Origin of the sequence: Flavobacterium plurextorum (assembly GCF_002217395.1) — a bacterium.
GTDB lineage: Bacteria > Bacteroidota > Bacteroidia > Flavobacteriales > Flavobacteriaceae > Flavobacterium > Flavobacterium plurextorum.
Map to the genome: position 1 here is coordinate 21,113 of NZ_MUHD01000006.1, position 14,001 is coordinate 35,113.

Annotated in this window: 16 protein-coding genes and 1 tRNA gene; 2 read left to right on the forward strand and 15 right to left on the reverse strand. The window is 36.1% G+C overall.

The genetic code is table 11. The features are described 5' to 3' along the window. The first annotated feature begins 2 nt into the window (after window positions 1–2). Together B0A81_RS03870 and B0A81_RS03875 are read left to right on the forward strand one after the other, a co-directional pair. A tRNA-Ser gene (locus B0A81_RS03870) sits at window positions 3–90 on the forward strand. 259 nt (window positions 91–349) lie between these two features. Next, window positions 350–1,570, forward strand: coding sequence for a site-specific integrase (locus B0A81_RS03875; protein WP_089056794.1), 1,221 nt, complete (start codon window positions 350–352; stop codon window positions 1,568–1,570). A 119-nt stretch (window positions 1,571–1,689) separates the two neighbouring features. Here the strand turns inward: B0A81_RS03875 and B0A81_RS03880 are convergent, their stop codons facing one another. The 15 genes from B0A81_RS03880 to B0A81_RS03950 are packed head-to-tail and all read right to left on the reverse strand — an operon-like array spanning window position 1,690 to window position 13,995. Then, window positions 1,690–1,980: a helix-turn-helix domain-containing protein gene (locus B0A81_RS03880; RefSeq protein WP_089056795.1), complete on the reverse strand. Its 291-nt coding sequence runs from the start codon at window positions 1,978–1,980 to the stop codon at window positions 1,690–1,692. 39 nt (window positions 1,981–2,019) lie between these two features. Next, window positions 2,020–2,457, reverse strand: a complete 438-nt coding sequence (locus B0A81_RS03885) for a hypothetical protein (protein WP_089056796.1) — start codon at window positions 2,455–2,457, stop codon at window positions 2,020–2,022. Between the two features lie 41 nt (window positions 2,458–2,498). Then, entirely contained in the window at window positions 2,499–2,783 is a 285-nt protein-coding gene (locus B0A81_RS03890; RefSeq protein WP_089056797.1) for a hypothetical protein, read from the reverse strand. 11 nt (window positions 2,784–2,794) lie between these two features. Continuing rightward, window positions 2,795–3,853, reverse strand: a complete 1,059-nt coding sequence (locus B0A81_RS03895) for a hypothetical protein (protein ID WP_089056798.1) — start codon at window positions 3,851–3,853, stop codon at window positions 2,795–2,797. A 6-nt stretch (window positions 3,854–3,859) separates the two neighbouring features. Further along, window positions 3,860–4,657 (reverse strand): hypothetical protein, encoded by a 798-nt coding sequence (locus B0A81_RS03900; RefSeq protein WP_089056799.1) that lies wholly within the window; start codon window positions 4,655–4,657, stop codon window positions 3,860–3,862. Window positions 4,658–4,685: 28 nt separating this feature from the next. Next, window positions 4,686–5,531, reverse strand: a complete 846-nt coding sequence (gene traN / locus B0A81_RS03905; RefSeq protein ID WP_089056800.1) for a conjugative transposon protein TraN — start codon at window positions 5,529–5,531, stop codon at window positions 4,686–4,688. A gap of 18 nt (window positions 5,532–5,549) precedes the next feature. Continuing rightward, window positions 5,550–6,788, reverse strand: a complete 1,239-nt coding sequence (traM, locus tag B0A81_RS03910; RefSeq protein WP_317044400.1) for a conjugative transposon protein TraM — start codon at window positions 6,786–6,788, stop codon at window positions 5,550–5,552. Window positions 6,789–6,837: 49 nt separating this feature from the next. Next, window positions 6,838–7,323: a hypothetical protein gene (locus B0A81_RS03915; RefSeq protein ID WP_089056802.1), complete on the reverse strand. Its 486-nt coding sequence runs from the start codon at window positions 7,321–7,323 to the stop codon at window positions 6,838–6,840. A 13-nt stretch (window positions 7,324–7,336) separates the two neighbouring features. After that, window positions 7,337–7,945 carry a conjugative transposon protein TraK gene (gene traK, locus B0A81_RS03920; RefSeq protein WP_244281262.1) on the reverse strand — a complete coding sequence of 203 codons (609 nt, stop codon included), beginning with the start codon at window positions 7,943–7,945 and terminating at the stop codon, window positions 7,337–7,339. Window positions 7,946–7,974: 29 nt separating this feature from the next. Then, on the reverse strand, window positions 7,975–9,171 hold the full coding sequence (gene traJ, locus B0A81_RS03925) for a conjugative transposon protein TraJ (protein WP_089056804.1): 1,197 nt from the start codon (window positions 9,169–9,171) through the stop codon (window positions 7,975–7,977). Window positions 9,172–9,183: 12 nt separating this feature from the next. Then, window positions 9,184–9,819, reverse strand: coding sequence for a hypothetical protein (locus tag B0A81_RS03930; protein ID WP_089056805.1), 636 nt, complete (start codon window positions 9,817–9,819; stop codon window positions 9,184–9,186). Further along, window positions 9,816–10,445: a hypothetical protein gene (locus B0A81_RS03935; protein WP_089056806.1), complete on the reverse strand. Its 630-nt coding sequence runs from the start codon at window positions 10,443–10,445 to the stop codon at window positions 9,816–9,818. Before B0A81_RS03935 ends, B0A81_RS03930 begins: the two co-directional genes overlap by 4 nt. 15 nt (window positions 10,446–10,460) lie before the next feature. After that, window positions 10,461–11,147 carry a conjugal transfer protein TraI gene (locus B0A81_RS03940; RefSeq protein WP_089056807.1) on the reverse strand — a complete coding sequence of 229 codons (687 nt, stop codon included), beginning with the start codon at window positions 11,145–11,147 and terminating at the stop codon, window positions 10,461–10,463. 28 nt (window positions 11,148–11,175) lie between these two features. Further along, a complete protein-coding gene (locus tag B0A81_RS03945; RefSeq protein WP_089056906.1) occupies window positions 11,176–13,638 on the reverse strand; it encodes a TraG family conjugative transposon ATPase in 2,463 nt (820 codons plus the stop codon). A 39-nt stretch (window positions 13,639–13,677) separates the two neighbouring features. Then, window positions 13,678–13,995 (reverse strand): DUF4133 domain-containing protein, encoded by a 318-nt coding sequence (locus B0A81_RS03950; protein WP_089056808.1) that lies wholly within the window; start codon window positions 13,993–13,995, stop codon window positions 13,678–13,680. Between the last annotated feature and the right edge of the window lie 6 nt (window positions 13,996–14,001).

The following is a 14,001-nucleotide window of genomic DNA, read 5'->3' on the forward strand; positions in this document are numbered from 1 at the left end:
CTGGAGAAATGGCAGAGCGGTCGAATGCGGCAGTCTTGAAAACTGTTGACTGTAACAGGTCCGGGGGTTCGAATCCCTCTTTCTCCGCCAGTAGAAGTTTCAAAAAAAACTTTAAAAGTCAAAACCCTTTAAATACAAGTATTTAAAGGGTTTTTTGTTTTTTGTAACTACTCAAAAAACACATATATTATCAAAGTACGGTGACCCTATGAGTAACCCTATTTTTTTTGCAGTTTTTTTGCAAAAAAAGGGTCACTAAAAAAAGTGAATTGCCCGGGAATTCCCAGAAAACACTACAAACTTTCAGCGATTTTAAATCAATTTGATTATTAATTTAAAATTGTGAGTTATGTTAAAAGTAATTTTTTATCTCAAAGCAGGTAAATTCAACAAAAGTGGAGAATCTCCAATTTATGCCCGTATTTCGTACAAGAAACAATCCATAACTATGGCGTCGGGTAAATCGATCTTAAAAGAGAGATGGCAGTTTACTGACAACTTAAGAAGTGTTCTCAAGCTTGAAAAAGAAAAAGTAATCAAGAATGCCTTGGATCTTTTTCTTATTGGTATGGAAAAGAAATTCAATGAACTTCTTAAAATCGATCAGGATTTTTCTTTACAATTACTCAAAGATGAATTTAAAGGAGAGACAGTCGTAAAAGAAAATTGTGTAAGCTTAATCGAAATTATGAATAAGCACAATGAGTTCTTTAAAAAAAAGGTCAATGCAGGAGAACGATCGAAAGCATCCTACCAGAAATATGAGCGTGCAAAAGATTTGCTCATCACTTTTATGACAAAACAGTATGGAATACAAGATATTCCTCTGTTTGAAGTAAACAGTGCTTATGTTTACAACCTTGAATCATTTCTTAAATATGACAGCCGTTTTAAAGGCAAAACAGGCATTAAAAATAATTCGGTAGTAAAGTATATGCGAATGTACAAAACAGCCTGTAAATACAGTATCAGAATGGGAATAATAGAAAAAGATCCATTTAATCTATACGATGGTAAACTGCATGTAACCGACGCTGTATTTCTTACACAGGAAGAATTAAACTTAATTGAAAGCAAAAAATTTTCAGCACAACGTCTGGAAAAAGTTAAAGATGTATTTTTATTTAGCTGTTACACAGGCTATGCTCCTGTAGATGCTGCCAATCTTACCTCCAATAATATATCTTCTGATGGAAAGGATAATCTCTGGATCATGACCAATAGAGCAAAAACAACAATTAGAGCAAATGTTCCCATTCTCCCTCCCACTTTGGCAATTATTAACAAATACAGAAATATGCAAATTGGGTTGATCCCAAAGTTATCAAATCAAAAAATGAATGCTTATCTTAAGGAGATTGCTGATTTGTGCGGTATCGATAAACACCTCACTTGGTATGTAGCAAGACATACATTTGCGACAACGGTGACTTTAGGAAATGGGGTAAGAATAGAGAATGTTTCGGCAATGATGGGGCATACTAACATTAAACAGACTCAGCATTATGCTAAGGTACTGGATATAAACATCATGGAGGATATGTCAAAATTAAAACAAAAATATACTTGATTAAGTATTCAATTTCAAATACTTACAAATCATTAATCAAAGAGGCAGAAGAATTCGCAATTAGAATCCTTCTGCCTTTTATTACATTAGCGGTTAATTTCGGCTCTCAAAAAATAAGATTACGTCTGATTTTCGCTAAGTATTTTTTCTATTTTATTTGATTCGTATAAGTAAATATCGCCTAGCTTAGTATAAGGAAGTATCCCGGTTTGACGGTATTTTATGATGGTATTATTTGACAATCCAAATATTTTCTTTAGATCTTCATTTCTGTAATATCTTAGGCTGTCTTTTGTATTGCTCCCTTTTATCTTAGAATCTATTTTTTCTAGTCTTACATACAAAGGATCTAGCAATTGTTTGATTGCTGTTATGTAAGAAATTTTTGTTTTATTACCTTCTTTAGACATAATCGTTAATTTTTAGTATCGTATTTTAAATAACAAAGATTACCAGCCAATCAGTTTGTGTTTCCGCTTTTCAAGTGTATTGATAATACTCTCAAGAAATTTTATCTGTTTGTCTTTATAAGTAAATCCCTTTGACTCAGAAAACTGCTTGCTTATTGTATCAATAGTAGTTTGATTTCCGGAATCTCCTTTATAAGTAAAATTTTCTTCTACAAAAAGCTGGACTTTACTTCTATTCGACTTTTGATTGTGATCATCAAAAAAGAAAATTTTCTCATCCATAAGAATATAAAAAAGCTGGGCCAAATCACTCTTGCTTAAATAAGTACTGCATTTTTCTTTGGTTAAGTTATACAGAGGTAAGTTCTTTTTTTTAAGATTAGTTTTATTATATTCAAAAAATCTTTCTATTTCTTTCATCTTCTCATACAGTTTTTCAACTGCATCAGGAAGTTCTTCAAAAGTTAACTTTTTCATACTATACTCTTTTTTGCAATTTTATTTCTGTAGCATTACTGCTAAGAATTGAAATAAATCGTACTTCTCTGGTTTCTATTGCGTTTTGGCAGATAATTAATGTAACCATACTCATTTAGTTCACGCATACATTTATGATAGGTAACAGGCCCTGTTATCTTCGCTAACTTCATAATTTCATATCTATAGACCTCAATAGGATTAACAAAACCTCTTTCTACCCGAAATTGAAGCAATGCAGCATATATACCAATATGAGTGATACTAATACGGTAATCTTTTTCTATTGCCGTAAAAAAATCAGATAAAGGTTTTAGTGTTTTCATATTTCAGTTTCTCAGCTTATACGCATGCCATTCTGTTTCGAATGTTTCACCTGCTGGCTCTCATTCGTTTTTTGTATTTGTTTTACAGTTTCCATTGTTTTATTACCCAATGCTGTTGATAGCGTAATTTTTCTGGAATGCTCATCATAAATGTTTACCGATTTAAACTGAGGATTTGCTTCAATATAAAATCGATATTCATTTCCATTTTTAATCAAGGTTACAGGCAGCCGATTTCCTTGTTTTAAATCATTCTTTAATTTATCGGCTTCGGTTTTATTTGATAATTCCTTTAAAGGAAGTTGTTGTACGGCTTTTACAAGATCATAACCGTATCCGGAATGAAATTCTTTGATTCTATGATTTCCACTAGCATCTTTGTCGTTAAGATTCAATTGTATCCAAGTTTTTTCCTTTTGAACCGCTCGCCCTGCTAACAAATTATAAGCCTGTGTTGTGTCAACAGAATTTTCCTTTTCCACTTTGAAGTACTGATTCCTATTTCCTTCCGGTTTTAACTCATTATGCAGACTAGTTTTATAACCCTCAAATTGATATTGTTCTCTTTCACCTTTAACAAAAGACAACTCATGATCCAGTCGTTCTTTTTCGTTGACGTAATAGGAAACCGGAATAGTGAACTGCTCATGACCTTGTTTGATTTGCTGATCAATTTTAGAGGATAAATCTCTAAAACCAATACGCTGCACCTGTTCGTGCAGCGCTTGGTTGTTTTTTTCCTCTTCTTTGGCATTCTTTTGTACCGCAATTTGATCTATGAGTGGCGCAACGAGAAGTTTACGAACAAGACGAACTAATACATTAGGATAAAGCTGTTTTAGAATCTTGTCCTTTTCCTGCTTGAGCATCTGCAAAGCAAAACGTTCCTCAATATTTTTGCTGCCCTTATACTTTGTTCCAATTCGCTCGTAATGATACAGCTTTTCTTTGATCAGTGACCTATTATTGGAAAGACTAAAATTAAACAGTTTACTAAAACGCTCTTCCCTGGAGCGCCACTGGTTCAATTCCATCTCTACTCTGTTTATGGGAAGTTGTTCGTTCATCATTACTGATTACATGGATTGACTTTTCTTTTTCTTCTTAGCTTCCTTTGGCACTTCTGGTCCATCATCATCGGCTGTTTGGTTTTGCTTTTTACTGCCCTGTTTTTCGGAAGTTTGCTGAGTTTCGGATTGCTTTTCTTCCTGAGCTTTACGATTGTCAATCCTTTTCATATTATTATCATAGATATTAATTGTTTTGAATTGCGGGCTGGCTTCAATATACTGCTTGATCTCATTGCCTTCTTTTAAAAAAGTAGCACTCTGAAGATTTCCTTTTTTCAAAGAATTTATCAAGTCTTCTTTGTATTTTGGGGTTTCCAGTTCTTTAATCGGATGTTTGGAGAGTGCTGCTTCTAAATCATAACCGTAATTTTGGTGGTAATGGTTTAGTTTAAAGTTTCCATTAGATTCGGATTGTTTGAAGTCCATTTGAACCCAAGAATTATAAACTTCCCCCTCTTTACTAGTGAGATCTTTATTTACCGACCTGCCTTCCATAAGATTGTAAGCCTCTTTCATGGTTATGTTGCTGCCTTTATTGATATAAAAGGTTTGCTCCAAATTTTCTTTGGAATTCTCTTTTTGCAGTTCCACTTTATAAGAATTAAAGAAATACAGATCACTTTCTTTTGACTTATTGAAATTTAATGTAGCTGCGGCAATATCATTACCATATTGCGCATTATGCGTCAAAGTAAAATTAGGCTCTTCCTTCTGCATTTTTTCTTTTAATTGAGAGTCCAGTGCTTCACCGAAACCGGTATACTTAATCTGATCTCTTAAGTATTCAAAATTTTTCTCGTTCATGATTTCAATTTTTTAATTATTAAATAGTTTATAGTTTGGGAAGTACAGTCACCTGTACCAGTTTTGTATTCTTGACATGTTCTTCTAAATGTCTGCCGCCATTTTTCTCCATTAGCTGTATGGCTAAATATTTTTTTTCCGGAATTGTAAATTTTGGCAGCGCAAACACAAAGATATTTTCTGCTTCAGCTTCAATTTTATCAATATCATTCAGTATATAAATGGGCGTAATTTCAATTTCCTGAGAAGCGGTACGTTTTACTTTTTTTGTATCACGAATAAAAAAACGAAGCTGATCGATTTCATAATTGATTTTAGAATGGTTGGTTACTTTTATCCTGTAATACATTACTTCATTACGAATAAAAATTCCGTTGAGCCTAAAGTCAATATCGTATTTATTTTCCTTTTGACCTCGTAGCTTTTTTTTGTCGTATAACGCTAACTTTGAATATTGCTCAATATCCTGATCATTAGTAATTTCATCTGAAAAATAAATTTCCTGTCCATAAGGTTTAGTTTTATTCAGTGTAAGATTCAGCTGCGGGAAATCTTCATTATAATCCAATACGAAAGAATAGAGTTTCCCATCTGCTGTGACTACCGTAAGATTGGTCTGAAAAAATCCTTTTTGGGCAGCCTTAACCTGAAGGATATTTTCAAGACCTTTTGCTTTTTGTACCAATATATCGGTACTTCCTTTGTCGACACTTTTTATGGCAAAAGGAAATACAATATTGGTCGTTTTTGAATAGGCTATCATTAAGGAGTCCGATTCTATTTTGGATAAATGGTTTTTACCTGTTTGCTGTGCCAATACACCGATGGTCATAAATAATAAATGGCCCATCACCAATAGTTTAAAATTTTTCATCTGTATCATTTTTAGTTTTTAATTGGAATCTTTTTGTTTCTGTTTTTCATCATGCAGCAGTACTTTATACCCTGCTTTTACAACTACTTTAACCAGTTTTACTTTTTTGCTTAGCAGACTTTTAGCGGCTTCAATTCCTGCTCCGGCTGCTTGAGCTCCCCAGGAATCGTCAAGAGATGCAACTCCTAAAGTTTGCATGGAGCGATCAGCCGAGGCTTTGGCAACATCACGATTAATGGCTCCCGGAATGTATATACCGACAAGTCCATCCATATCATAAACAGACAAATCCACTGGGAATAGGGAGCTGTTGTATCTGATACTAGTAATGTTAATAGTTAATCGTTCTCCTTTTAAGGAAGCTGCTCCAAACAAAAAATTGTCTTTTGGAACTTTAATGCCATTTATAAATATGTCGTTCATGAGTCGAAACTTAACTGTGGAGCCATTTACAATTGTTTGTGTTTCATGAATAATGGCTTCTACGGCATTCTGCATTAAATCATCATTTTCGAGTTCGTCTAAAGAGTAAAAACCATTCTGTTTGTACTCAGAACTGTTCAATGTTTTGTTTTGTAAAGAAGAAACAGGATCTTCATACTCCTTGGTGGAAATAGTAAAGACTTGTCCACGCTGAGCCTCGGAAGCTTTTTTTAATTTTTCCTGTACCCTGTTTGGATGTTGGATATCCAAAATACTCTCCAGCATTCCACCGAGTTGCTGTAGTTCCGGATCCTGACTTTCCTGCTCTCCATTCATGGATTGCATCATTTGTTCCAGCCTGTCTACATCATTGGACTGCATTGAGGTTTTACTTGATTTTGTATATTGATCATAATCTGGGTTTTGCACCGGAACTGATACCGGAGAATTGATTGCTTTTTGCAATGCTTCCAATTTTTGATGTACTTTTTCTTCGTTTGGATCGCGATAAACGGATTTATTTAAACCATGTCTTTCTTTTCTATGAGTAACAGCACTGCTGTCTTCGGTTGAATCAATCTGAAATGACTGGCTTAAATAATTAGGGTCTTTTTTGATAAGTTCATTAAGCTTTGCTGAATCAAGCGCTGCCATATCGTAGTAATTCATTTTATCCAGTAAAAGCCCTTCTTTAAGGTTCGCATTGGGAAGTTTTAGATTAAAACCTTTTTGCTGTGGTGCTGTTGAATTGGCAGCATCCATTTTTCCGCCGCCCAATGCCCAAAAAATGGCAGTTATAAAAGGCAGAGCCAATATTGGCAGTACCAAGAACATCTTACGCTGCTTTAGTACTTTTAGTGATTTTGCTTTTTGTTCCATGATATTATTTTTTAAGATGTGCGTAATAATAATTTTCTATTATTGTTAAACTGTCCAAAAGTCCCGGACGGTTTAACACAATACTGTCATGCATTTTTTTTCCTGTGGGACTGCGCCCCAGACTATCCATATATTTCCTAAAACTTGTAATTTTTTCCAATTCGACTTTACTAATACTTGTATCGAACTCAGTGGGCTTTTCTTTTAAGGAAACCGAACTCGTCGGTTTAGTAATTGGAATTACAGTTATTTTTTTAGTTGTATTTCCAGAAAAGCTTGTTACAATCAGATAACTACTACAACCTCCTGTAAACACTATAAAAGTGAATAGAACCACAATCCAATTGAGTCTTGAAAAATGAGCTGTTTTACGCTCTAGCCATTGTGCACACTTATTTTGCAATCGAAGATTGGCCTGTTCAAATTTCTGCCAAATACTATCTTTAGTACCTGTAACAGTATTGTTCTTTCTTTTAAAAGTGACTTTCATAATTAGTAGTTTATTATTTTCGATTTTCGGTACTTATGTCCCGATTCTCAATAGTATTCCAACGCTCGATTAAAAAGCCATGCGGATTGTTGTCACTTCTTGATACGTTACGAAGGTTGCCTTCCGTAATAAGGTTTCGATGCGCAATACTGGTAGTACGAATGATATTTTGAGTAGCATAACATCGGAATCCATATGGATAATTGTTAAGGTCAATAGTCACACTGTCAATCTGTATCGTCTGGCTGACGTTCCCTGATATGATACCGGAGTAGTAACCGTTTTCCTTTAAATCATCATAGACTCGTTTTGCACTGTCATCCGCCAGATAAAGAGCCTTTGTTACATTGCTTTTAATGACTTTATCATCAGGGTCAAGTGTAAAAAACAGCTTATGAAATGTCTTTACATGATCCCTTGCCTCTACAGGAATGTTGTCTTTTCGGTCCGAAGCATAGGCTTCCAGTGCTTTTCCGTTAGCCAGTATATAAACCTTATTTTGCATTTGAGATACAAGCGAAAAACTTTTATAAAATGAAAAGCAGCTAATAAGGATACACCCTATAATGACCAGCATGGTAAATCCGCGAATATGTCGAAAGGCAGTGTCAATATTTTTCATTTTGCTAAACATAAACTTTGAATTTAGGGTTAAGATTTACCTTTTAATTTGTCAGCCATATAATTGTCCTTGTCCTTGAAGTAAGGCGCAGAATTACCGGAATCAGACATGCTTTGGTACATACGCCCGGCAGCATTCCCCATAGCATCCGCTACCATTGTAGTTCCTTGAGATGTAGTATTGACAAGGGAAGTTGTTGAATTACTAAACATACTGGTTACTTTTTGTCCGAGTGCACCGCCACCTCCGGCATGAACAATGTAATTAGCAACAGAAGGCACAGTGAAATAGCCTATAATCCCAATAATCATAAAGACTAAATAGGCAACATCAGTCCTACTAAAGAAAGTATCTCCATATTCTCCTGCTTGCGCAATATCAATTTTGAGCATATTTTCCTGAATTTTTCCGATGATGCTTCCAAATATGTTAGCCACGGGAAGCCACAGATAGATATTGATGTAACGTGCCAGCCAGACGGTCAGGGTGTGTTGAAAACCATCGAAGACCGAAATACCAAAAACAATTGGACCTAAAATAGAAAGTACCACCAATTGAAAAGTCCGAAGTGTGTCGATGCACAGGGAAGCAGATTCAAATAATACACGCAGTACCTCGCTCATCCATTCTTTTACTGAATTGCGGAAATTATAAGAGGCCTTGCTCATAGCAAATTTGATATCATTTCCAATACCATCCAGCATTCCCTGACCACTTGGATCTGCATCATCATGTGTATAGCGGTACCATTTATCCTGATCACCGCTTCCTGTCGAACCAACATACATTTTCCAGGGATCTGTTTCTTTGAGTGCTTCTTCTTTTTCTTTAAGCAGCCTTTCAATCGCTTTGTTCGATCCTTCCACCATTGCAGCAGTTGCTGTAACGGTAGGTTTCATAACACCATTAATCATATAGAGAACAGAGGGAAAAATCATAATGCAAAATCCAATAACAAAAGGACGAAAGAGTGGATAGAAGTCGATGGGTTCAGCACTGGCAATATGTCTCCAGACTCTTGAGGCGATATACCACATAGCTGCAAAACCGGCAAGTCCTTGTCCAACCCCAATCAGATTACTGCATAAAGGCATCATTTCATCATACAATTGTTCCAGTACACTATGCAGGCCGTTCATGTCGTCTGCAATTCCTTGTGCCTGGATCGTAAATGGCAATATCATTGCAGGAAGAACAATTATTATTTGCTTATTTATCTTTATCATAACACTGGATATTTAGTTGTTTAACTTATAAATACTGCGCATTGCGCGGGTATCATTGCGCTCTTTTGCACGCTGTAAAGCCAGTACAGTTGTATTATTGTTGAAGTTTCTCAGGAACAAAAGTTTGTCCTGCATATCTGCATATATTTTGTCAATAGCGGCCAGCCTTTCATCATCAGACATTCGCATTTTATTTGCGGTAATCACAGAGGTCAGTTCATCAAGATTTCTAAGACTTTGCTTAAACAGATTATCGTACACCCTTTCGAAATAGGCAATTTCTTCAGCATTGAAATTTTCACTGTCCCTAAAGCGGCTAAAAGCGGACTTATATTCTTTTACCAAGAGCACCTGATAATTCACAATGTCACCAATACGCCTGTAATTCTTAACTGTGGGGCTAACCTGCATGAGCGCATCAAGAAATGTTTCATGAAGGTTGAAATTTCCTTCAGACAAATCTTTTACCGTATTATATCCTCCACTTAGTATTTCATAGCCCTTTTTCATATCCTTTAAAATCTGTTTGAACTGGGCTAACTTCTCTATGTTCAAAATCAATTGCTGGATTTCCTGTTTTTGAGCGGTTATCTGGGATGGAAATAGCAATCCGGTAAACACAATTCCTATAATCAATAATTTTTTCATGGCAAATCAGTATTAATGCCGTTTACGACACGGCTGTTTTTTGCTTCTTTCAATTCGGTTGCTTTTGATACAGCCAGGATTTTAGTTTCATTACTGAAGCTCTCAGAGAAAGTATAGTTATCCAGCATATTCTGGTAAATCATATCGATGCGTTTCATTCGCTCGTCATCTTTCATCTCTAACTTTCCGTCCGTAACGATTGTTAGAAGCTCATCCAGATTGGTATCACAATTTTTGATTAACCTTTCAAAGACCCTTCTGATATAATCGACTTCATCTCCATGAAACAAATCATCCTGCCGGATTTGCTGATATAAGCTCTTGTAGCTTTTCATGATTTTTGTCTGAAATCCTATAATCTCCGTTACCCTGGCATACTTTTTTATTTTGGGATTGACTGTCTTAAGAGAATTCAGATAATCGGTATGAAGATTAAATTCTCCACGTTTGAAATCTCCTATGGTATTGAGTCCTTTTTTGACTGCCGAATAGCCTTTTTGAGCATATCCGATATAGACTTGCAGGGCTGCTATTTGCTCTAAAAGCATCCTTTGCTGTTTTGCCTGTGCATGAAGATTCCCTGTGGCCAGTGCAGTAAAAAGCACGAGTGAAAATATCTTTTTCATGATTTTATTACTTGTTTACGGAATTCCGTAAAATTGTTTAACGGATTTGACATCATGCTCTGTTTTGGCTCTTTGAAGGCTCAGTAGTATATTCTGTCTGTTGAAGAGCGTCAGGTCATCATAATTAGCATCAATCTGATCTGCAGCAGCATTTATAATCTCCAGTCTTTTGGCATCACTCATCTGTGTGGTAAAAGAATCCAATACAAGGAAAATCTGATCGATGTTTTTCAGGCTTTCATCGAGTATTCCGGAATACACACTTTGCATATAATCGAGTTCGCTGGAATTAAAATGAGCATCTTTTTGAAACAGGTTCCATGCTCTTTCGTATTCATCTACCAAACGAACCTGCTTTTCACTGATATCTTTGATACGCTGGTAATAGGTAATAATGGATTTAACTTTTGCCAGTTCCTCGTAATAATTCTTATAGAGTTCTTTTTGTTTCTCAGTCCAATCGGAAATCTCATCCAACTTTAGTTTGGAGAGGATATTTTCTATTTTTTTCTGCGCATTCTGCAGCCAGATCGTTTTGTTCTGCAGTTTTTGGATCCTTAGGTCAATAGCCTTAATTACCTTTTTGGCAACCGCTTTTACAATTTCTAAAATCGGTATTGCTGCAACCGTTGCCGGTCTTGCCGGAGTGCTGATCAGTAAAAAGCACAACAGGCAAATCATGATTTTCTTTTTTGTTTTCATAAGTATTGTTGTTTAGTTTTTATATTTTTTATGCTCTTAAGTCATTAGCAAGTGCCGCAATGCCTTTTCTGATGTCTCCATCAAATTTCTTAGCATACGCCTGTACTTTTACTTTTTCAGTTTCTTCAGTTGTGTAGGCATAATACTCCTCAAGGGATACCTCGGTGCGGTATACTTTAGACTGCATACCTCCAAGGGAGATAAACACTTCTTTGTATTTCTTATCAGGATCATTGGCTTTGTTTACCGATAGTACGAGTGCCTTTTCTTTTTCGGTAAGCCCAAGCAGTTCCTGAATCTGTTCGAACTTATTTTGGTACTTACTTTGGTCCAGTAGTATTTTGCAGTCACTGTTATTGATAATAGCCTGTTTAACGACCGGAGAGGATATAATATCTTCTACTTCCTGAGTCACTACAATGGCTTCCCCAAAGAATTTACGAACAGTCTTGAATAAATACCGAATATATTCTGCCATTCCTTCCTTGGCAATAGCTTTCCAGGCTTCTTCAATCAGGATCATTTTACGGACTCCTTTAAGCTTGCGCATTTTACTGATAAAGACTTCCATGATAATGATGGTCACCACTGGAAAGAGTATCGGATGGTCTTTGATATTATCGAGTTCAAAAACAATAAAACGTTCTTTCAACAGATCCAAATTCTCCGTAGCGTTGAGCAGGTAATCAAATTCTCCTCCCTTGTAGTAAGGACGCAGTACGTACAGAAAATTGTTTACATCAAAATCCTTTTCCTTTACCTTGTCACCCTCTAGTATGGATACAAACTCATTTTTCAGAAATTCATAAAAGCTGTCAAAACAGGGAAACAAATCAGAATTGCTATCTAACTTTTCATAATACAATTGAAGTGCGTTGGACAGTGCTACATATTCACTTCTATTGAATGTTTCATTGTCTTTTTTCCAAAGTGCCAATAAGAGTGTTTTGATACTTTCTTTTTTCTCGGTATCCAGAGAATCTCCTTCGCTGATATAAAAGGGATTAAACCGAATTGGGTTCTTTTCATCGTAAGTAAAGTAGTAGCCCTTAACCATATCACATAGTCCCTTGTAGCTGTGTCCAACATCAACAAGTACAACATGGGTTCCCTGCTCATAGTAACTTCTAACCATATGGTTGGTAAAAAAGGACTTTCCGCTTCCTGAAGGCCCCAGTATAAATTTGTTTCGATTGGTACAAATTCCCATCTTAACTGGCTCGTCACTAATGTCTACATGAACCGGTTTTCCTGTCAAACGATCTCCTAAGCGAATTCCAGTTGGACTAAGGGAAGAACGATAGCCTGTTTCCAGATTCAAAAAACAGGTAGCCTGTTCTGTAAACGTATCAAAGGTGTCATTCATTGGGAAATCTGCGGAATTACCAGGAATTCCTGCCCAAAACATTTGTGCTGCGCCCACTGTTTCCTGTTTAGCAGCTGCATCCATCTGAGCTAAGGCGGAAGAAACTTTGTTTTTTAAATCTTTGAGTTCTTCTTTATTGTCCGTCCAGATCAGTACATTAAAATGAGCTTTGACAGGAAGTCTTTGCTGGCTGATAGCCTCATTAAGAAAATCATTGGTGGCATCACGGGCAATAAGGTTCTCCCTGCTGTAGGCTGATAAGGATTGTAATCGCAGTCTTTTACTTTCAAGTTTTTGCAACGTTTTTTGGAAGTCCTCTATGAAAATATATTGATTGTAAATATGGTTGCAGGAAAGTAATTGCCCCAGAGTCGAAGCAAATCCAATACTGAATTTGGTCTTATCTGTGGAATAGCGGTCATAATTAATCCTCGAACCGCATAAGGCAGGCAGGTCAGCTGCGTCCCCTAAAGTATAAATCTGGCAATGCTTGTCACCAACCTGCAGGCCATCATCAAAAGCAATATCCTTAAAAACAAATGAGTTTTGTTTTTCAGACAAAAAACAATATTGTTCAATAATTCCAATTTTTCTGCTGTGGCTTTTAAGTTCATCATTACCAAGGCGGGTCAATTTGACAAAACCACTGTCTTCCAGTATGCGTCTGAATTGACCAGTACTGTCAATAAATTCCTGACGCAATTGTGCTTTTAATGTTTCTTCAGGAACAATAGAAGCTCTAAGTAAATTTGAAAATAGGGAACTTGACGTTTTTCTGCCTGCCGGTTTTTTGGTCAGGAAAATGTAACAGGAATGATCCAGAAAGGGACGTTCATTAAAAAAGCGTTCACTGCTTCGGGTAAGAAAACTCGAATCTTCGCTTGTGAAATCGGGTTCAAACTTGCTGTCTATAAACCAGTCCTGCTTATGGAATACGCTAAATTTCGGAAGCAGTTTTATCGCTTTAAGCCACGCCTGATGAAATGCTTCGTATTCCTGATCCGACAAGGTAAATATCTCGGGCAGTTCTGCTTTAAACACTACTGTCACATCGCCTTGTTTGGACAGGATGCAATCGTGCTCTACATCCATAATTGGTAAAATATCATCTATCATCTTTTCCATCATTCTCTTTTTTACCGCTCAGGTAATGCTGAGCAAATTCTATTTCTTCATCATAAATATTTTTCTGCTTTGCGATTTCACAGCTTTTGGAATCTGTCGTTTCGCTAAAGCTTTCATCATTCCATATTCGCCGTATTGGTGGCTCATTTTATATATTTTCAAAACCCACAATGTTCCTGAAATACCAATAATTCCGATACAGATAATGGATGGCAAACCGGCTATGTACATAATTGCAAAGAGTATCATAAGCACAATTACGCCGCCACCCAAATACCAGATATATTGTGCCTTTAGCCCTTTAAACTCTATGCTCTGGTTAATTCCTTTGTTGATCTGATACACACTGTTTGACATGGTATT